The organism is Pseudomonas sp. No.21, from assembly GCF_054558415.1.
In genome coordinates, this window is sequence record NZ_BAAJNO010000014.1 from 82,236 (window position 1) to 100,779 (window position 18,544).

Genomic DNA, 18,544 nt, shown 5'->3' on the forward strand with positions numbered 1-18,544 from the left:
TTGCTATGTCTCTCTCGACTGACCGTCTCCTGACGGTTTGCCGAGCGAGAGAGAATCATGACCGCCAGTGCCAGCCCATCGCAGAAACCTGAGTCCGCCAGTGCGGCGCCCGTGGAAGAGGCCGGCCGAGCCAGCCTCGAGCAGGCGTTCGCCATGTTCAACCAGATGTCCAACCAGCTGAGCGAGTCGTACAGCCTGTTGGAAGCCCGGGTGACGGAGCTCAAGGGGCAGCTGGCCCTGGTCAGCGCCCAGCGCATGCAGGAACTCGCCGAGAAGGAACGCCTGGCCCTGCGCCTGCAGAGCCTGCTCGACCTGCTGCCCGGCGGCGTCATCGTCATCGACGGCCAGGGCGTGGTCCGGGAAGCCAACCCCGTGGCGCGCAGCCTGCTCGGCAAGCCGCTGGTGGGGATGCTCTGGCGCGAGGTCATCGCCCGCAACTTCGCCCCCCGCAAGGACGACGGTCACGAGATATCCATGAAGGACGGGCGCCGCCTGTCCATCGCCACCCGTTCATTGAACGGCGAGCCCGGGCAACTGGTACTGCTCGCCGACCTCACCGAAACCCGTCGCCTGCAGGACCAGCTGGCCCGTCATGAGCGCCTCTCCGCGCTGGGGCGCATGGTCGCCTCCCTGGCCCACCAGATCCGTACGCCGCTGTCCGCCGCGCTGCTCTATGCCAGCCATCTCACCGAGCAGGTCCTGCCGGTGGAGCAGCAGCAGCGTTTCGCCGGGCGCCTGAAGGAGCGGCTGCACGAGCTGGAGCACCAGGTCCGCGACATGCTGATCTTCGCCCGTGGCGACCTGCCCCTGCCGGATCGCCTGAAGCCGGTGATGCTCTTCGCCGCGTTGCGCTCGGCCGCCGAATCCCATGTCGGTGGCCTCTCCGTGCGCTGGCAATGCGACGCCAGCGGCGGCGAACTGCTGTGCAACCGCGACACCCTGGTGGGGTCGCTGCTCAACCTCATCGAAAACGCCATCCAGGCCGCCGGCCGCGACGTGCGCCTGAAGATCCACCTGTACAGCCGCAGCGGCACGCTGCGCCTGTGCATCAGTGACAACGGCCCGGGCATGGACGCCGCCACCCTGGCTCGCCTGGGCGAACCCTTCTTCACCACCAAGACCACCGGAACGGGCCTCGGCCTCGCGGTGGTCAAGGCGGTGGCGCGTGCGCACCAGGGTGAGTTGCTGCTCAGCTCCCGCCCCGGTCGTGGCACCTGCGCCACCCTGGTCCTGCCGCTGCTTGGCACGGCACAGCCGGTAATTCAGGAGTAACCCCATGACCGTCAAAGTTCTGTTGGTCGAAGACGACCGTGCCCTGCGCGAAGCGCTTGCCGACACCCTGATGCTCGGCGGCTACGACTTCCGCGAAGCGGATAGCGCCGAGGCCGCCCTGGTGGCCCTGGGCGAGGAGCCCTTCGGCATGATGATCAGCGACGTCAACATGCCCGGCATGGATGGCCACCAGTTGCTCGCGCTGGTGCGTACCCGCTACCCGCAACTGCCGGTGCTGCTGATGACCGCCTATGGCGCCGTCGAGCGTGCGGTCGACGCGATCCGCCAGGGTGCCGCCGACTACCTGGTCAAGCCCTTCGAGCCGCGCGCGCTGCTGGAGTTGGTCGAGCGCCATGCCCTGGGACGCGCCAGCGCCGGTGAAGGGGAGGGCCCCGTGGCCCAAGAGCCGGCCAGCCTGCAACTGCTGGAACTGGCCGCCCGTGTGGCCCGCAGCGACTCCACCGTGCTGATCTCCGGTGAGTCCGGTACCGGCAAGGAAGTGCTCGCCCGCTACATCCACCAGCAGTCACCGCGTGCCAACAAGCCCTTCATCGCCATCAACTGCGCGGCGATCCCCGACAACATGCTCGAGGCGACCCTGTTCGGTCACGAGAAGGGTGCCTTCACCGGTGCCATCGCCGCCCAGCCCGGCAAGTTCGAACTGGCCGATGGCGGCACCATCCTCCTCGACGAGATTTCCGAGATGCCCCTGGGCCTGCAGGCCAAGCTGCTGCGCGTACTGCAGGAGCGCGAGGTGGAGCGGGTCGGTGCGCGCAAGCCCATCGAGCTGGACATCCGCGTACTGGCCACCACCAACCGCGACCTCGCCGGCGAAGTGGCGGCGGGGCGCTTCCGCGAGGACCTCTATTACCGCCTCTCGGTCTTCCCCCTGGCCTGGCGCGCGTTGCGCGAGCGCCCGGCGGACATCCTGCCCCTGGCCGAGCGCCTGCTGGGCAAGCACGTCAAGAAAATGAACCATGCCCCGGTGCGCTTCTCCGCCGAGGCGCGCCAGGCGCTGGTCAGCCACCCCTGGCCGGGCAACGTCCGCGAACTGGACAACGCCATCCAGCGTGCGCTGATCCTCCAGCAGGGCGGCCTGATCCAGCCCCACGACCTGTGCCTCATCGCGCCCATCGGCATGGCCGTCGCACCGGTATCGGTACCCCTGAGCCCGGTCGCCGCCGTCGTTCCGGCGCCGGTCGGCCTGCCCGCCAGCCCTGCCGCGCCCGCTGCGGACGCCGCAGGCGCGCTGGGCGAAGACCTGCGTCGACACGAGTTCCAGATGATCATCGACACCCTGCGCTCCGAGCGCGGCCGCCGCAAGGAAGCCGCCGAACGCCTGGGCATCAGCCCGCGCACCCTGCGCTACAAGCTCGCGCAGATGCGCGATGCGGGGATGGATGTGGAGGCGTATCTGTATGCCAGCTGACGCTGGAGCGCGCGCAAGCGCTTGAGCTATAAGCCGCAAGCTGCAAGAAGTCCGGCCTGCTCACCTCGAGTGGGCCTGCTACTGCCCGCTACTTGTAGCTTGCCGCTGTGTAGGGTGGGTAGAGCGGAGCGAAACCCACGCAGATCGCAGTTCAGGAAGACTCCGAATGGTGGACCGGTGAAGCGTGGTCCACCCTACGCTCTGGAGGCCATGCGAGAGCTTGAGCGGCTGCTGCTCTTAAGACTTGCCGCTTGAAGCTTGCTGCTTGAGGCTGCTCCCCCCCCCCCCACCTTGGCACCCTTGTTGCAACCTCCCCCGCAAAGACCGCTCCAGTGTCAAAAAATTGCGGTCGCGGAGGAATGTGATGAGCCAGGGTGTCGAATTCAATCGCCTGATGTTGGAAATGCGCTCCATGCAGATGGAGGCCATGGCCCGTACCAAGCCCGTGGCCAGCGCTACGCCCGAGGTCAACGCGCCGAGCTTTTCCGACATGCTCGGCCAGGCCGTCAACAAGGTGAACGAGACCCAGCAGGCGTCCAGCCAGCTCGCCACCGCTTTCGAGATGGGGCAGAAAGGCGTCGACATCACCGACGTGATGATCGCCTCGCAGAAGGCCAGCGTGTCCTTCCAGGCCATGACCCAGGTACGCAACAAGCTGGTCCAGGCGTATCAAGACATCATGCAGATGCCGGTTTAAGGGCAGGGTTGAGAAATGGCAGACGCGGCAACCGCTAACGTCCCGGCCCAGGCGGGCGAGCAAGGCGAGAAGAAGCCCCTGTTCGGGCTGGCATTCCTGGAAAACCTGTCGCAGATGAGCATGCTGCGCCAGATCGGCCTGCTGGTCGGTCTCGCCGCCAGCGTGGCGATCGGTTTCGCCGTGGTGCTCTGGTCGCAGCAGCCGGACTACCGTCCGCTCTACGGCAGCCTCAGCGGCATGGATGCCAACCAGGTGATGGAAGCCCTGAACGGCGCCGACATCCCCTACAAGATCGAACCCAATTCCGGCGCCCTGCTGGTCAAGGCCGACGACGTCGCCCGTGCCCGCATCAAGCTGGCCGGTGCCGGCATCGCGCCGAACGATGGCAACGTCGGCTACGAGATCCTCGACCAGGAGCAGGGGCTGGGCACCAGCCAGTTCATGGAGGCGACCCGCTACCGTCGGGGCCTGGAAGGCGAGCTCGCACGCACCATCTCCAGCCTGAACAACGTCAAGGGCGCTCGCGTGCACCTGGCCATTCCCAAGAGCTCGGTATTCGTCCGCGACGAGCGCAAGCCCAGCGCTTCGGTGCTGGTCGAGCTGTACCCGGGGCGTTCCCTGGAGCCGAGCCAGGTGATGGCGATCGTCAACCTGGTCGCCACCAGCGTGCCGGAACTGGACAAGGGCCAGGTCACGGTCGTGGACCAGAAGGGCACGCTGCTGTCCGACCAGCAGGAGCTTTCCGAGCTGTCCATGGCGGGCAAGCAGTACGACTACACGCGTCGCATGGAAAGCCTGTTCACCCAGCGCGTGCACAGCATCCTGCAGCCGGTGCTGGGCAATGGCCGCTACAAGGCCGAAGTGTCCGCGGATGTCGACTTCAGCGCGGTTGAGTCCACCGCCGAAATGTTCAACCCGGACCAGCCCGCGCTACGCAGCGAGCAGAAGCTCAATGAGGAGCGCCAGGCCGCCTCCGGTCCGCAGGGCGTGCCCGGTGCGCTGTCCAACCAGCCCCCGGGCCCGGCCACGGCCCCGCAGCAGGCCGCTCCGGCCGCTGCCGCACCGGCCGTGGCACCCGGTCAGCCGATCCTCGACGACAACGGCCAGCAGATCATCGACCAGGCCACCGGCAAGCCGATGCTGGCGCCGTACCCGACCGACAAGCGCGACCAGACCACGCGCAACTTCGAGCTGGATCGCTCCATCAGCTATACCAAGCAACAGCAGGGTCGCCTGCGCCGGCTTTCCGTCGCCGTGGTGCTGGACGACCAGGTCAAGGTCAACGCCCAGGGCGAGACCACCCATGTACCCTGGACGGCCGACGAGATCGCCCGCTTCACCCGCCTGGTGCAGGATGCCGTTGGCTTCGATGCCAGCCGTGGCGACAGCGTCAGCGTGATCAACACCCCGTTCGTCGGCGGGGGCGAGGAGGTGATCGAACTGCCGTGGTACGAGCAGGTCTGGTTCCAGATGCTGACGTCGGGCCTGAAGCAGCTGTTCCCGGCGCTGCTGATCCTGATCCTGGTGTGGTTCGTGCTGCGTCCCGTGCTCAACAACATCTCCGGCGGCGGCAAGGGCAAGGACCTGGTCGGCGGCGGTCGCGACGGGGACGTCGAGCTGGGCGAAATGGGCGGGCTGTCCGGCGAGCTGTCCGATGATCGGGTGAGCCTCGGTGGGCCGCAAAGCATCCTGCTGCCGAGCCCGAGCGAGGGGTATGATGCACAACTGAACGCGATCAAGAGCCTGGTAGCCGAAGACCCGGGCCGCGTGGCCCTGGTAGTCAAAGAGTGGATCAACGCCGATGAGTGATAATCGCGCCCCGGTCAAGCTGACCAAGGTGGACAAGGCCGCCATCCTCCTGCTTTCCCTCGGCGAGACCGATGCCGCGCAGGTGCTGCGCCACATGGGCCCGAAGGAAGTGCAGAAGGTCGGCGTGGCGATGGCGCAGATGCGCAACGTGCACCGCGAGCAGGTCGAGCAGGTGATGGGCGAGTTCGTCGAGATCGTCGGCGACCAGACCAGCCTGGGCGTCGGTGCCGACGGCTACATCCGCAAGATGCTCACCCAGGCCCTGGGCGAGGACAAGGCCAACAACCTGATCGACCGTATTCTGCTAGGCGGCAGCACCAGCGGCCTGGACAGCCTGAAGTGGATGGAGCCGCGCGCCGTGGCCGATGTCATCCGCTACGAGCACCCGCAGATCCAGGCCATCGTGGTCGCCTACCTCGACCCGGACCAGGCCGGCGAGGTGCTCAGCCACTTCGACCACAAGGTGCGCCTGGACATCATCCTGCGCGTGTCCTCGCTGAACACCGTGCAGCCTTCCGCGCTCAAGGAACTCAACCTGATCCTCGAGAAGCAGTTCGCCGGCAACGCCAGCTCCACCCGCACCACCATGGGCGGCGTGAAACGCGCGGCGGACATCATGAACTTCCTCGACAGCTCGGTGGAGGGCCAGCTCATGGACTCCATCCGCGAAGTGGACGAGGACCTGTCCAGCCAGATCGAGGACCTGATGTTCGTCTTCGACAACCTCGCCGACGTCGACGATCGCGGCATCCAGGCGCTGATGCGCGAGGTGTCCTCCGATGTGCTGGTGCTGGCCCTCAAGGGGTCGGACGAGGCGATCAAGGAGAAGGTCTTCAAGAACATGTCCAAGCGCGCGGCCGAGCTGCTGCGCGACGACCTCGAGGCCAAGGGCCCGGTCCGCGTCAGCGACGTGGAGACCGCGCAGAAGGAAATCCTCACCATCGCCCGTCGCATGGCCGAAGCCGGAGAAATCGTGCTCGGCGGCAAGGGCGGCGAAGAAATGATCTGAGGCCCGCCCGATGGCTACCAAGGAAGCGCAGAGCGAGCTGATCCGCGCCAAGGACGTGAGCGCCTTCGACCGCTGGTCCCTGCCCAGCTTCGACCCCGAAGGGCCCGCCGATGTGGCCGAGGAGCCGGTCGAGCCCGTCCGGCAGCCGGACGCACCGGCCACCGCCGAAGCCGCTGAAGCCGCCCCGACGCTGGAAACGCCCCAGGCGATCGAGGAGGTCGAGCCCGAGGCCGTCAAGCCGCTGACGCTCGATGAGCTGGAAGCGATCCGCCAGGACGCCTACAACGAGGGCTTCGCCACCGGCGAGAAGGACGGTTTCCACGCCGGCCAGATCAAGGCGCGGCAGGAGGCCGAGGTGGCCACCAATGCGCGCCTGGAGTCCCTGGAAAGCCTCATGGGCCAGCTCATGGCGCCCATCGCCGAACAGGACCAGCAGCTGGAAGAGGCCATGGTGCACCTGATCGGGCAGATGACCCGCCAGGTCATCCAGCGCGAGCTGGCGATGGACTCCAGCCAGATCCGCCAGATCCTGCGCGAGGCCCTGAAGCTGCTGCCCATGGGCGCCAGCAACCTGCGCATCCACATCAACCCGCAGGACTTCGAGCTGGTGAAGGCCCTGCGCGAGCGCCACGAAGAAACCTGGCGCATCCTCGAGGACGAGACGCTGCTGCCCGGTGGCTGTCGCATCGAGACCGAGCACAGCCGCGTCGACGCCAGCATCGAGACGCGCATGAGCCAGGCGCTCAAGCAGCTGTTCGACCAGCAGCGCGAGCAGAAGGTGCACCCGCCGGCCGCCGACATCGCCCTCGACCTGAGTGCCCCGGAACACCCCCATGCGTCTTGAGCGCATCAGCTTCGCCAAGCGCCTCGGCGGCTACGCCGATGCCGTACGGCTGCCCACCCAGCCGGTGGTGGAAGGACGCCTGCTGCGCATGGTCGGCCTCACCCTCGAGGCCGAAGGCCTGCGCGCCGCGATCGGCAGCCGCTGCCTGGTGATCAACGACGACAGCTACCACCCGGTGCAGGTCGAAGGCGAGGTCATGGGCTTTTCCGGCAACAAGATCTACCTGATGCCCGTCGGCAGCCTCGCCGGCATCGCACCGGGCGCGCGCGTGGTGCCGTTGCCCGATACCGGGCGCCTGCCCATGGGCATGTCCATGCTCGGTCGCGTGCTCGATGGCGCCGGGCGTGCCCTGGATGGCAAGGGCGGGATGAAGGCCGAGGACTGGGTGGCGATGGACGGCCCGGTGATCAACCCGCTCAACCGTGACCCCATTTCCGTGCCGCTGGACGTCGGCATCCGCTCCATCAACGGCCTGCTCACCGTTGGCCGGGGCCAGCGTCTCGGCCTGTTCGCCGGCACCGGCGTCGGCAAGTCGGTGCTGCTGGGCATGATGACCCGCTTCACCGAGGCGGAGATCATCGTCGTCGGCCTGATCGGCGAGCGGGGCCGCGAGGTCAAGGAATTCATCGAGCACATCCTCGGCGAGGAGGGCATCAAGCGCTCCGTGGTGGTCGCATCCCCTGCGGACGACGCCCCGCTGATGCGCCTGCGCGCCGCCATGTACTGCACGCGCATCGCCGAGTACTTCCGCGACAAGGGCAAGAACGTCCTGCTGCTGATGGATTCGCTGACCCGCTTCGCCCAGGCCCAGCGGGAGATCGCCCTGGCCATCGGCGAGCCCCCGGCGACCAAGGGCTACCCGCCATCGGTGTTCGCCAAGCTGCCCAAGCTGGTGGAGCGTGCCGGCAACGGCGAGAAGGGCGGGGGTTCCATCACCGCCTTCTACACCGTGCTGTCCGAGGGCGACGACCAGCAGGACCCGATCGCCGACGCGGCGCGTGGCGTGCTCGATGGCCACTTCGTGCTGTCACGCCGCCTGGCGGAGGAGGGGCACTATCCGGCCATCGACATCGAGGCGTCGATCAGCCGGGTCATGCCCCAGGTGGTCAGCCCGGAGCACATGAAGCTGGCCCAGCGCTTCAAGCAACTGTGGTCGCGCTACCAGCAGAGCCGCGATCTGATCAGCGTCGGGGCCTATGTCGCCGGTGGCGACGCCGACACCGACCTGGCCATCGCCCGGCATCCGGCCATGGCCCGCTACCTCCATCAGGGGCTCAACGAAAGCGAGCCGCTGGCGCAGAGTGTCGAAGGCCTGGCAGCGGTGCTGAACACCGGCAACGCGGGCTGATGATCCATGGCCCGTGACCGCGCCGCGCGCCTGGCACCCGTGGTGGAAATGGCGCAGAAAGCCGAACGCGACGCCGCCCGCCAGGTCGGCCACTGCCAGGGCCTGCTCGGCCAGGCCGAAGGCAAGCTCGGCGATCTCGAGCGTTTTCGGTCCGACTACCAGCAGCAGTGGATCACTCAGGGCAGCAAGGGCGTCTCCGGCCAGTGGCTGACCAACTACCAGCGCTTTCTCTCGCAATTGGAAACGGCCGTCGCCCAGCAGACCCAGAGCGTGGCCTGGCACCGCGAGAATCTGGTCAAGGCGCGTGAGGCCTGGCAGCAGCGCTACGCACGCCTGGAGGGCCTGAAGAAACTGGTGCAGCGCTACCTCGACGAAGCGCGGGCGATCCAGGACAAGCGCGAGCAGAAGCTGCTCGACGAGCTCTCGCAACGCCTCATCGGGCGTGAGGAACGCTAAATCGCGGTTGCCGAGGCTCCAGGCGGGTGCTAAATCTTCAGCACGCGTTTTCATCTGATCAAGGAGTCTTGCATGGCCATCACCTCGCTGCCTTCGAGCGACGGGCAAGAGTTGACCATCGTCATCCAGGGACGTTTCGATTTCGGGGCCCACCAGGAATTTCGCGACGCCTACGAGCGCGTGAGCATCCACCCCACACGCTACGTGGTGGACCTCAAGGGCACCACCTACCTCGACAGCTCGGCCCTGGGCATGCTGCTCCTGCTGCGTGACCATGCGGGCGGCGACAGCGCGCAGATCCGCCTGGTCAACTGCAACCCCGACGTCCGCAAGATCCTCGCCATCTCCAACTTCGAACAGCTGTTCCAGATTGCCTGAAACCGCCATGTCGGCCCGCCTGTCGATCCTCATCGCCGAGGACAACGCAGCCGACCGCATGCTGCTCTCCACCATCGTCAACCGCCAGGGCCATCGTGCCCTGACGGCGGCCAATGGCCTGGAAGCGGTGGCGCTGTTCGAGCAGGAGCGGCCGGACATGGTGCTGATGGATGCGCTGATGCCGGTCATGGACGGCTTCGAGGCCGCACGGCGGATCAAGCAACTGGCGGGCGAGGAGCTGGTGCCGATCATCTTCCTCACCTCGCTGACCGAGAACGAGGCCTTGGTGCGCTGCCTGGAGGCCGGTGGTGACGATTTCCTCGCCAAGCCCTACAACCGCGTCATCCTCGAAGCCAAGATCAAGGCCATGGATCGCCTGCGCCGCCTGCAGGAGACGGTCCTGCACCAGCGTGACCTGATCGCCAAGCACAACGAACACCTGCTCACCGAGCAGCGGGTGGCCAAGGCGGTGTTCGACAAGGTGGCCCACTCCGGCTGCCTCAATGCCTCCAACATCCGCTACCTGCAATCGCCCTACGCGCTGTTCAATGGCGACCTGCTGCTGGCCGCGTTCAAGCCCTCCGGCGGCATGCACGTACTGCTCGGCGATTTCACCGGCCACGGCTTGCCGGCCGCCATCGGCGCGATGCCGCTGGCCGAGGTGTTCTACGGGATGACCGCCAAGGGCTACGCCATGGTCGACATCCTCCGCGAGATGAACGCCAAGCTGAAGCGCATCCTGCCGGTGGGCGTCTTCTGCTGTGCGACCCTGCTCAACCTCAGCTTCCAGCGTCGTGTGCTGGAGGTGTGGAACGGCGGCCTGCCCGATGGCTACCTGCGTCGTGCCGACGGCAGCCCGGTGGTGCCGCTGGTGTCGCGGCACCTGCCGCTCGGGGTGCTCGACCCCGCAGTGTTCGATGACAAGTACGAGGTCTACCCGATGGAAGTCGGCGACCGCGTGTTCCTCTGGTCCGACGGCGTGCTGGAGACCCGCAACGAAGCCGGCGAGCTGTTCGGTGACGAGCGCCTGCAGCGGGTGTTCGCCGGCAATACCCGCGCCGATCGGTTGTTCGACGAAATCCAGCGCACCCTGGCCGCGTTCCGTGGCGAGGCGCAGGACGATGTCAGCATGATCGAGGTGGCGCTGGTCGAGGACCTCGACCAGCGTCCGCAACTGGCCTTCACCGACAGTGGCCAGCTGAGCCCGATGGATTGGTCCGCCTGTTTCGAGTTCCGCGCCCCGACCCTCAAGCGCTTCAATCCCCTGCCTTTCCTCCTGCAACTGCTGCTGGAGGTGCAGGGGTTGCGTGACCAGGGCGGGGCGCTCTACACCGTGCTCGCCGAGCTCTATTCCAACGCACTGGAGCACGGTGTGCTGGGCCTGGACTCATCGCTCAAGCGCGATGCGCGCGGGTTCGCCGAGTACTACCGCGAGCGTGCCCTGCGCCTGGCCTGCCTGGAGGACGGCCATGTGCGCATCCACCTCGAACTGCTGTCCGAGAGCGAGGAAAGCGGGTGCCTGTCGATTCGGGTCGAGGACAGCGGCAAGGGCTTCGATGCGCAGGCGATGCTGGCGCGTGCGGCGGACACGTCGCGCCTCAGCGGTCGTGGCCTGACCCTGGTCAGACAACTTGCCGCGCGCTGCGACTTGCCGGAGGATGGCAGGGGCATTCGCGTGGAGTTCGTCTGGCCGCGCCCATCCTGATTCCCATCGTGTCGTTCAAGGAGTGATCCGGTTGTCCGATCTGCATATCGACAATGGCGTACTGGCCGCTTTGCAGGAAGTCATGGAAGACGAGTACCCGGTGTTGCTGGACACCTTCCTGGTCGACTCGGAAGAGCGCGTGCGCCTGCTCCACCAGGCCTGTGACCAGCAGGACGCGCAGGCCTTGCGCCTTGCCGCGCACAGTTTCAAGGGCAGTTGCAGCAACATGGGCGCGCCGTTGCTGGCGAGCCTGTGCAAGCAGCTGGAAGAGAGCGCTCGCCGCGAGCGCCTGGAAGACGCGCCGGACCTGGTCGAGCGCATCGAGCGCGAGTTCGCCATCGTGCGCATCCTGTTCCGCTCCGAGCGCCAGCGCCACAGCTTCTGACGCACCGCTGCCCTGCATGGCTGAAACTTGGCCCGCCCCTTGCAATCCCCTTGGCACGAACCAACCCCTCAGCGGAGAGTGCCCATGCCCGTTGCCACCGATATGCTTCTGCAGGCCAGCCCTGATGTGAAGCCGAAAGTGCAGGCGGCAAAAGCCCAGGTGAAGGCCCCGGAGCCCAGCAGGAATGCGGCTCCCAGCTTTGCCCAGGTGTATGCGAAGGAGCAGCAGGCCAAGCCTGTAGAACGAAACGAGCCGGCGGCCAAGCCCGCCCGTGACAAGCCCGATGACACCCGCAAGGCGGACGATTCGGCGGACCGGCCGGCCAATGACAGCAGCGGCAAGCCATCGACGGTTGCCGATAGCGGCAACGACTTGCCGGCCGACCGCGACAGCGGAAAGGGAAGCGGCGGCGGGGGCGAGGCCAGCGACGACACCGTCACCGCCAGCGACGGCACCCAGCCGGATGACCCGGTGATCGACCCGCTGCTGCTGATGGCCATGAGCGGCCAGATCGCACCTCCGGTGGTCGAGCCGCCGGCGCCGGAAATCACCCTGCCCACCGGGCTGCCCGGCGTCGCCGCGGCCACTCCCGGTACCTCCACCCTGGAGGTCGACCCGCAGGCGGACCCGCTGCAGGGCTTCGCCGGCATGCAGGTCGGCCTGCAGGCCACCGGCGAGGGCGACCAGGTCCAGGTCGCGACCACAACTACGGTCACTGCGCAGAACTCGGCCAGTGCCGGGCAGAGTTTCGCCAGCGCCATGGCCGCGTTCTCCGACAAGCCGGCGGAGACGGGCGAGGCCCCGGTGGATGTCGAGCTGCCGGTGGCCGAGCTCTCCGAGCAACTGACCCAGGGCCTGGGCGAGAGCAAGTCGGAGATCCGCAGTGAAGTCCTCGACAGTCGCCTCAACGCGCTCGGCCAGGCCATCAGCCAGCAATCGGCCCTGGCCCAGCGCACGCCGGCACTGGTCCCCGGCCAGCCGGTGGCGATGAACCAGGGGGGCTGGAGCGAAGCGGTGGTCGACCGGGTCATGTGGCTGTCCAGCCAGAACCTCAAGTCGGCCGAGATCCAGCTCGACCCGCAGGAACTGGGGCGCCTGGAAGTGCGTATCCACATGAACCAGGACCAGACCCAGGTGACCTTCGCCAGCCCCAACGCCGGGGTGCGCGACGCACTGGAAGGGCAGATGCACCGGCTGCGCGACATGTTCTCGCAGCAGGGCATGAACCAGTTGGACGTCAACGTCTCCGACCAGTCCCTGAACCGCGGCTGGCAGGGCCAGCAGGGCAACGAGGGGGGTAGCGGCCGTGGCAATGGCGGCGCATCGCACCTGGGCGGGGGCGGCGATGAGGAGATCGCCGTCGGCATCAGCGAGATTCGCAGCCCGACGGCGGGTGGCGGGCGTGGCCTGGTGGACTACTACGCCTGATCCGCATCCCGGCAATCGCCATGTTCTAGACTGAAGGCGCCCGGTGGCTGAACGAAAAGCCACCGGGCGCCTTTTTCGTGGGTGACAGGCGCCAAGGACACTGGTATATCCGCTGCGGCGTTTGTTGAGAAGCTGGCATAACACTTGCTCTCAACCCATTGAATGCGGGTGTGAACCCGAATCAGCGACGGAATTTTGGCATGGCGAAGAAAGAAGCGAAGGCGGACGCGGGCGGCGGCGAGAAGCCGGCGGGCAAGAGCAAGCTCAAACTGATCATCCTGCTGGTCGTCGTGCTGCTGGTGGTGGTGGGCGCCTCGGTCGGCGCCACCTGGTTCCTGCTCGGTCGCGGCGATGCCAAGAAGGACGATGCCAAGGACGCCGAAGCGGCCGCCGAGCACGCCGCACCGGTCAAGCAGATCGCCCTGTACGAACCGCTGGCCCCGGCCTTCGTGGTCAACTTCAACCAGAACGGCCACCAGCGCTACATGCAGGTGACCGTCGCCCTGATGGGCCGCGACAAGGCCGAGATGGACGCGCTGAAAGTCCACATGCCGGTGGTGCGCAACAAGCTGGTGATGCTCTTCTCCAGCCAGACCTTCGACACCCTGGTCACGCCGGTGGGCAAGGAAATGCTGCGCCAGCAGGCGACCGCGACCATCCAGGAGGTGGCCAAGGCGCAGACCGGCAAGGTGGCGATCGAACAAGTGCTGTTCACCAATTTCGTATTGCAGTAGCAGGGGAGACCGATGGCAGTCCAAGACCTGCTTTCCCAGGACGAGATCGACGCGCTGCTCCACGGCGTCGACGACGGCCTGGTCGAGACCGAGAACGACGCGGAACCCGGGAGCGTCAAGAGCTACGACCTGACCAGCCAGGATCGCATCGTCCGCGGACGCATGCCGACCCTGGAGATGATCAACGAGCGCTTCGCCCGTTACACCCGCATCAGCATGTTCAACCTGCTGCGCCGCTCGGCGGACGTGGCGGTGGGTGGCGTGCAGGTGATGAAGTTCGGCGAGTACGTGCATTCGCTGTACGTGCCCACCAGCCTCAACCTGGTGAAGATGAAGCCGCTGCGCGGCACCGGCCTGTTCATCCTCGACGCCAAGCTGGTGTTCAAGCTGGTGGACAACTTCTTCGGTGGTGACGGCCGTCACGCCAAGATCGAGGGCCGGGAATTCACCCCCACCGAGCTGCGCGTGGTGCGCATGGTGCTGGACCAGGCCTTCGTCGACCTGAAGGAAGCCTGGCATGCGGTGATGGACGTGAACTTCGAGTACATCAACTCCGAGGTGAACCCGGCGCTGGCCAACATCGTCAGCCCCAGCGAAGTGATCGTGGTCTCCACCTTCCACATCGAGCTCGATGGCGGCGGCGGCGACCTGCACATCACCATGCCCTACTCGATGATCGAGCCGATCCGCGAGATGCTCGACGCGGGCTTCCAGTCCGATGTCGATGACCAGGACGAGCGCTGGATCAAGGCCCTGCGCGAGGACATCCTCGACGTCAGCGTACCGGTCGGCGCCACCGTGGTCCGCCGCCAGCTGCGCCTGCGCGACATCCTGCACATGCAGCCGGGCGACGTGATCCCGGTGGAGATGCCCGAGCACATGATCATGCGCGCCAACGGCGTGCCGGCCTTCAAGGCCAAGCTGGGGGCCCACAAGGGCAACCTGGCCCTGCAGATTCTCGATCCGATCGACCGTCAGCGCTGACGGTCGCTCCACCCCCATTTGAGCCAGCCGAGGTCAACCGATGGCAGACGAAGAAAACACCACCCCCGAGGAACAGGCGCTCGCCGACGAGTGGGCGGCGGCCCTGGCCGAGGCGGGCGACGAGGCCAGCCAGGACGATATCGACGCACTGATGAACCAGGGCGCTGCCCCTGCGGCACCGTCCAATCCGCGCGCGCCGATGGAGGAGTTCGGCAGCATGCCGCGTTCCAACGCACCGGTGAGCCTGGATGGCCCCAATCTCGATGTGATCCTCGACATCCCGGTATCGATTTCCATGGAAGTGGGCAACACCGACATCACCATTCGCAACCTGTTGCAGTTGAACCAGGGGTCGGTGATCGAGCTGGACCGCCTGGCCGGCGAACCGCTGGACGTGCTGGTCAACGGCACCCTGATCGCCCATGGCGAAGTCGTGGTGGTCAACGAGAAGTTCGGCATCCGCCTGACCGACGTGATCAGCCCCAGCGAACGCATCAAGAAGCTGCGCTGACGCCATGCGCCGACTCCTGCTCGCACTGCCCTGCCTGCCGCTGCTGGCCTTCGCCGCCGATCCTGTCGCACCGGCGGCCTCCGCCACCCCGATGACGATGGCGGCCCCGGCTGCCGCGGCTCCGGTGGTCAATGCCGGCGGTGGCGTGGCCGCGCAGCTCGGGCAGCTCACCCTGGGCCTGCTGCTGGTGGTGGGTGTGATCTTCCTGCTCGCCTGGCTGTTGCGCCGGGTCCAGCAGATGAACCCACGTGGCGGCCAGGTGATCAAGCTGATCTCCAGCCAGGCGCTGGGCCCGCGTGATCGGCTGGTGCTGGTGCAGGTCGGCGGCGAGCAGATCCTCCTCGGGCTGACCGCCGGGCGCATCACCCCGCTGCACGTGCTCAAGGAGCCGGTGCACATGCCCGACGCCGAGCCTGCCACCCCCGAATTCGCCCAGCGCCTGATGGAGCTGCTGGGCAAGGACAAGGACAAGAGCTGATGGGTTACTGGCGCATCCTGATCGCCCTGCTGCTGGCACTGGCGGCCCCCCTGGCGCTGGGCGCCGACGACCCGTTGTCGATCTCCGCCATTACCCTGTCGACCAACGCCGAAGGCCAGCAGGAATACTCGGTCAGCCTGCAGATCCTGCTGATCATGACCGCGCTGAGCTTCATCCCGGCGTTCGTCATGCTGATGACCAGCTTCACCCGGATCATCATCGTCTTCTCCATCCTGCGCCAGGCGCTGGGCCTGCAGCAGACGCCGTCGAACCAGATCCTCACCGGCATGGCGCTGTTCCTCACGATGTTCATCATGGGGCCGGTGTTCGACCAGGTGAACCGCGACGCCCTGCAGCCCTACCTCAACGAGCAGTTGCCGGCGCAGGAGGCGATCAAGCGCGCCGAGGTGCCGGTGAAGAACTTCATGCTGGCGCAGACCCGCTCCAGCGACCTGGAGCTGTTCGTGCGCCTGTCCAAGCGCACCGACATCCAGTCGCCCGACGCCGCGCCGCTGACCATCCTGATCCCGGCCTTTGTCACGTCCGAGCTGAAGACCGCATTCCAGATCGGCTTCATGATCTTCATCCCGTTCCTGATCATCGACCTGGTGGTGGCCAGCGTGCTGATGGCGATGGGCATGATGATGCTGTCGCCGCTGATCATCTCGCTGCCGTTCAAGATCATGCTGTTCGTGCTCGTGGATGGCTGGGCGCTGATCATCGGCACACTCGCCGGAAGCTTTGGAGGGGTTTAGCCATGACGCCCGAAGTCGCTGTCGACCTGTTCCGCGAAGCGCTGTGGCTGACCTGCGTGATCGTCGGCATCCTCGTGGTGCCGAGCCTGGTGGTGGGCCTGATCGTTGCCATGTTCCAGGCCGCCACGCAGATCAACGAGCAGACCCTGAGCTTCCTGCCGCGCCTGCTGGTGATGCTGATCTCGCTGATGTGGGCCGGGCCCTGGCTGACCCGTGAGTTGATGGAATACATGACCAACCTGTACCACAACATCCCCATGCTGATCGGCTGACATGTTCGAGCTGAGTGCGGCGCAGATCGGCGGGATGCTCAGTGGCTACCTGTTGCCGCTGTTCCGCATCGCCTCCCTGCTGATGACCATGCCGCTGATCGGCACCCAGCTGGTGCCGACCCGGGTGCGGCTGTACCTGGCCCTCGGCATCACCACGGTGCTGGCGCCCTCGCTGCCGCCGATGCCGGCGGTCGATGCCATCAGCCTGCAAGCCTTCCTGCTGATCGCCGAACAGATCCTGGTCGGCGCGGTGATGGGCTTCGCCCTGCAATTGTTCTTCCACGCCTTCGTCGTCGCCGGGCAGATCCTCGCGGTGCAGATGGGCCTGGGCTTCGCCTCGATGGTCGACCCCACCAACGGCGTCTCGGTGCCGGTGATCGGGCAGTTCTTCACCATGCTGGTGACCCTGCTGTTCCTCGCCATGAACGGCCACCTGGTGGTTTTCGAGGTGCTCGCCGAGAGCTTCGTCACCCTGCCGGTGGGAGGCGGCCTGATGGCCGCGCACTACTGGGAGCTGGCCACCAAGCTCGGCTGGGTGCTCGGCGCCGGCCTGCTCCTGGCGCTGCCGGCGATCACCGCGCTGCTGGTGGTCAACATCGCCTTCGGCGTGATGACCCGCGCCGCGCCGCAACTGAACATATTCTCCATCGGCTTCCCGCTGACGGTGGCCCTGGGCCTGGTGATCATCTGGATCGGCATGGCCGACATCCTCGCCCAGTACCAGATCCTCGCTTCCGACGCCTTGCAGCTCCTGCGCGAGCTGGCGAGGGCGCGCTGATGATCGTCCAGCCTGGCTGCGCGCAGCCCATTGCCCGTCCCGGTCGGTTAACCGGGCCTGCTGCCGAGGTGCGCCATGGCGGAGAGTGAGAGCGGGGCGGACAAGAGCGAAGAACCCACGGCGAAACGCCAGCAGGAGGCGCGCGAGAAGGGGCAGATCGCCCGTTCCAGGGAGCTCAACACCCTCGCCATCACCCTGGGTGGGGCAGGGGGCGTGCTGGCCTCGGGCGGCGGCCTGGCGGACATGATGATGCGCATGATGCAGTCCAACTTCACCCTGCCGCGCGAGGTGCTGATGGATGAGCGCAGCATGGCGTTGTGGCTGTTGCAGTCCGGGCAGATGGCGCTCTCGGCCATCACGCCGCTGCTGGTGACCCTGCTCATCGTCTCCCTGGTGGCGCCCATCTCCCTGGGTGGCTGGCTGTTTTCCTTCGAGGCGCTGGCACCCAAGTTCAGCCGCATGAACCCGCTGTCCGGCCTCAAGCGCATGTTCTCCATGCACGCGGTGGTGGAGCTGCTCAAGGCGCTGGGCAAGTTCGGGCTGATCCTGATGGTGGCGCTGATGGTGCTGTCCTCGGATGCCGACGACCTCCTGGCCATCGCCCACGAGCCGCTGGAGCAGGCCATCCTGCACAGCGTCCAGGTGGTGGGCTGGAGTGCGGTCTGGCTGGCCTGCGGGCTGATCCTGATCGCCGCCATCGACGTGCCCTACCAGCTCTGGGACAACAAGCAGAAGCTGATGATGACCAAGCAGGAAGTGCGCGACGAGTACAAGGACAGCGAGGGCAAGCCGGAGGTCAAGTCGCGCATCCGCCGCATGCAGCGCGAGATGGCCGAGCGCCGCATGATGTCCGCCGTGCCCCAGGCCGACGTGGTGATCACCAACCCGACCCACTTCGCCGTGGCCCTGAAGTACGACCCGGCCAAGGGCACGGCGCCCTTGCTGCTGGCCAAGGGCAACGACTTCACCGCCTTGAAGATTCGCGAGATCGCCCAGGAGCACAAGATCACCGTGCTGGAGTCCCCGGCCCTGGCGCGGGCGGTGTTCTACTCCACCGAGCTGGACCAGGAGATCCCTGCCGGCCTCTACCTGGCGGTCGCCCAGGTGCTGGCCTACGTCTACCAGCTCAAGCAGTTCCGCGCGGGCAAGGGCAAGCGCCCTGCGCCCCTGGCGGAGCCGCCGATCCCTGCCGACCTGCGCCGCGACGAGTGACCCGCAGACGGTCGGCCATTGCCGCTTCAACCCCTCTGTAAAGCCGATCCCGGCGAAGTT

The 18,544-nt window shown here is 66.7% G+C and carries 20 protein-coding genes; all 20 read left to right on the forward strand.

All coding sequences use genetic code 11. The features are described from left to right. Nucleotides 1–57: 57 nt before the first annotated feature. Nucleotides 58–1,272, forward strand: coding sequence for a sensor histidine kinase (locus tag ACYJSS_RS25650; RefSeq protein WP_111260894.1), 1,215 nt, complete (start codon nt 58–60; stop codon nt 1,270–1,272). A 4-nt stretch (nt 1,273–1,276) separates the two neighbouring features. Beyond that, nucleotides 1,277–2,701, forward strand: coding sequence for a sigma-54-dependent response regulator transcription factor FleR (gene fleR, locus ACYJSS_RS25655; RefSeq protein ID WP_236205877.1), 1,425 nt, complete (start codon nt 1,277–1,279; stop codon nt 2,699–2,701). Between the two features lie 364 nt (nt 2,702–3,065). Continuing rightward, nucleotides 3,066–3,398, forward strand: a complete 333-nt coding sequence (fliE, locus tag ACYJSS_RS25660) for a flagellar hook-basal body complex protein FliE (protein ID WP_111260891.1) — start codon at nt 3,066–3,068, stop codon at nt 3,396–3,398. Nucleotides 3,399–3,413: 15 nt separating this feature from the next. Continuing rightward, entirely contained in the window at nt 3,414–5,207 is a 1,794-nt protein-coding gene (gene fliF, locus ACYJSS_RS25665; protein ID WP_111260890.1) for a flagellar basal-body MS-ring/collar protein FliF, read from the forward strand. Next, on the forward strand, nt 5,200–6,216 hold the full coding sequence (gene fliG / locus ACYJSS_RS25670) for a flagellar motor switch protein FliG (protein WP_111260889.1): 1,017 nt from the start codon (nt 5,200–5,202) through the stop codon (nt 6,214–6,216). The genes fliF and fliG overlap by 8 nt, the downstream gene beginning before the upstream one ends. Nucleotides 6,217–6,226: 10 nt before the next feature. Beyond that, nucleotides 6,227–7,060: a flagellar assembly protein FliH gene (gene fliH / locus ACYJSS_RS25675; protein WP_111260888.1), complete on the forward strand. Its 834-nt coding sequence runs from the start codon at nt 6,227–6,229 to the stop codon at nt 7,058–7,060. Beyond that, nucleotides 7,050–8,408 carry a flagellar protein export ATPase FliI gene (gene fliI / locus ACYJSS_RS25680; protein ID WP_111260887.1) on the forward strand — a complete coding sequence of 453 codons (1,359 nt, stop codon included), beginning with the start codon at nt 7,050–7,052 and terminating at the stop codon, nt 8,406–8,408. The genes fliH and fliI overlap by 11 nt, the downstream gene beginning before the upstream one ends. Before the next feature lie 6 nt (nt 8,409–8,414). Further along, complete coding sequence (gene fliJ / locus ACYJSS_RS25685) at nt 8,415–8,864, forward strand: flagellar export protein FliJ (RefSeq protein ID WP_111260886.1); 450 nt, start codon at nt 8,415–8,417, stop codon at nt 8,862–8,864. Between the two features lie 72 nt (nt 8,865–8,936). Next, complete coding sequence (locus ACYJSS_RS25690) at nt 8,937–9,242, forward strand: STAS domain-containing protein (protein WP_111260885.1); 306 nt, start codon at nt 8,937–8,939, stop codon at nt 9,240–9,242. A 7-nt stretch (nt 9,243–9,249) separates the two neighbouring features. Further along, entirely contained in the window at nt 9,250–10,947 is a 1,698-nt protein-coding gene (locus tag ACYJSS_RS25695; protein ID WP_111260884.1) for a fused response regulator/phosphatase, read from the forward strand. Nucleotides 10,948–10,978: 31 nt separating this feature from the next. Then, on the forward strand, nt 10,979–11,332 hold the full coding sequence (locus ACYJSS_RS25700) for an Hpt domain-containing protein (RefSeq protein ID WP_111260883.1): 354 nt from the start codon (nt 10,979–10,981) through the stop codon (nt 11,330–11,332). 84 nt (nt 11,333–11,416) lie between these two features. Then, nucleotides 11,417–12,760 carry a flagellar hook-length control protein FliK gene (locus ACYJSS_RS25705; RefSeq protein WP_236205878.1) on the forward strand — a complete coding sequence of 448 codons (1,344 nt, stop codon included), beginning with the start codon at nt 11,417–11,419 and terminating at the stop codon, nt 12,758–12,760. Nucleotides 12,761–12,960: 200 nt separating this feature from the next. Next, a complete protein-coding gene (fliL, locus tag ACYJSS_RS25710; protein ID WP_111260881.1) occupies nt 12,961–13,494 on the forward strand; it encodes a flagellar basal body-associated protein FliL in 534 nt (177 codons plus the stop codon). 12 nt (nt 13,495–13,506) lie between these two features. After that, entirely contained in the window at nt 13,507–14,478 is a 972-nt protein-coding gene (gene fliM, locus ACYJSS_RS25715; protein ID WP_111260880.1) for a flagellar motor switch protein FliM, read from the forward strand. A 40-nt stretch (nt 14,479–14,518) separates the two neighbouring features. Beyond that, the gene (gene fliN / locus ACYJSS_RS25720) at nt 14,519–14,989 is read left to right on the forward strand and encodes a flagellar motor switch protein FliN (RefSeq protein ID WP_236205879.1); all 471 of its coding nucleotides are present in this window, start codon (nt 14,519–14,521) and stop codon (nt 14,987–14,989) included. A gap of 4 nt (nt 14,990–14,993) precedes the next feature. Next, on the forward strand, nt 14,994–15,467 hold the full coding sequence (fliO, locus tag ACYJSS_RS25725; protein WP_111260878.1) for a flagellar biosynthetic protein FliO: 474 nt from the start codon (nt 14,994–14,996) through the stop codon (nt 15,465–15,467). Then, entirely contained in the window at nt 15,467–16,222 is a 756-nt protein-coding gene (gene fliP, locus ACYJSS_RS25730) for a flagellar type III secretion system pore protein FliP (protein WP_111260877.1), read from the forward strand. Before fliO ends, fliP begins: the two co-directional genes overlap by 1 nt. A gap of 2 nt (nt 16,223–16,224) precedes the next feature. Further along, entirely contained in the window at nt 16,225–16,494 is a 270-nt protein-coding gene (gene fliQ / locus ACYJSS_RS25735; protein ID WP_021220581.1) for a flagellar biosynthesis protein FliQ, read from the forward strand. A gap of 1 nt (nt 16,495) precedes the next feature. Beyond that, on the forward strand, nt 16,496–17,272 hold the full coding sequence (gene fliR, locus ACYJSS_RS25740; protein ID WP_111260876.1) for a flagellar biosynthetic protein FliR: 777 nt from the start codon (nt 16,496–16,498) through the stop codon (nt 17,270–17,272). Between the two features lie 75 nt (nt 17,273–17,347). Further along, nucleotides 17,348–18,484 carry a flagellar biosynthesis protein FlhB gene (flhB, locus tag ACYJSS_RS25745; RefSeq protein ID WP_111260875.1) on the forward strand — a complete coding sequence of 379 codons (1,137 nt, stop codon included), beginning with the start codon at nt 17,348–17,350 and terminating at the stop codon, nt 18,482–18,484. The last annotated feature ends 60 nt before the right edge of the window (nt 18,485–18,544 follow it).

Coding starts and splice junctions, on each gene's coding strand:
- fliR (WP_111260876.1), top strand. CDS start 16,496: ATGTTCGAGCTGAGTGCGGCGCAGATCGGCGGGATGCTCAGTGGCTAC.
- fliQ (WP_021220581.1), top strand. CDS start 16,225: ATGACGCCCGAAGTCGCTGTCGACCTGTTCCGCGAAGCGCTGTGGCTG.
- fliN (WP_236205879.1), top strand. CDS start 14,519: ATGGCAGACGAAGAAAACACCACCCCCGAGGAACAGGCGCTCGCCGAC.
- fliF (WP_111260890.1), top strand. CDS start 3,414: ATGGCAGACGCGGCAACCGCTAACGTCCCGGCCCAGGCGGGCGAGCAA.
- fliL (WP_111260881.1), top strand. CDS start 12,961: ATGGCGAAGAAAGAAGCGAAGGCGGACGCGGGCGGCGGCGAGAAGCCG.
- ACYJSS_RS25650 (WP_111260894.1), top strand. CDS start 58: ATGACCGCCAGTGCCAGCCCATCGCAGAAACCTGAGTCCGCCAGTGCG.
- fliH (WP_111260888.1), top strand. CDS start 6,227: ATGGCTACCAAGGAAGCGCAGAGCGAGCTGATCCGCGCCAAGGACGTG.
- fliP (WP_111260877.1), top strand. CDS start 15,467: ATGGGTTACTGGCGCATCCTGATCGCCCTGCTGCTGGCACTGGCGGCC.
- ACYJSS_RS25695 (WP_111260884.1), top strand. CDS start 9,250: ATGTCGGCCCGCCTGTCGATCCTCATCGCCGAGGACAACGCAGCCGAC.
- fleR (WP_236205877.1), top strand. CDS start 1,277: ATGACCGTCAAAGTTCTGTTGGTCGAAGACGACCGTGCCCTGCGCGAA.
- fliO (WP_111260878.1), top strand. CDS start 14,994: ATGCGCCGACTCCTGCTCGCACTGCCCTGCCTGCCGCTGCTGGCCTTC.
- fliE (WP_111260891.1), top strand. CDS start 3,066: ATGAGCCAGGGTGTCGAATTCAATCGCCTGATGTTGGAAATGCGCTCC.
- fliJ (WP_111260886.1), top strand. CDS start 8,415: ATGGCCCGTGACCGCGCCGCGCGCCTGGCACCCGTGGTGGAAATGGCG.
- fliM (WP_111260880.1), top strand. CDS start 13,507: ATGGCAGTCCAAGACCTGCTTTCCCAGGACGAGATCGACGCGCTGCTC.
- ACYJSS_RS25690 (WP_111260885.1), top strand. CDS start 8,937: ATGGCCATCACCTCGCTGCCTTCGAGCGACGGGCAAGAGTTGACCATC.
- fliI (WP_111260887.1), top strand. CDS start 7,050: ATGCGTCTTGAGCGCATCAGCTTCGCCAAGCGCCTCGGCGGCTACGCC.
- fliG (WP_111260889.1), top strand. CDS start 5,200: ATGAGTGATAATCGCGCCCCGGTCAAGCTGACCAAGGTGGACAAGGCC.
- ACYJSS_RS25705 (WP_236205878.1), top strand. CDS start 11,417: ATGCCCGTTGCCACCGATATGCTTCTGCAGGCCAGCCCTGATGTGAAG.
- flhB (WP_111260875.1), top strand. CDS start 17,348: ATGGCGGAGAGTGAGAGCGGGGCGGACAAGAGCGAAGAACCCACGGCG.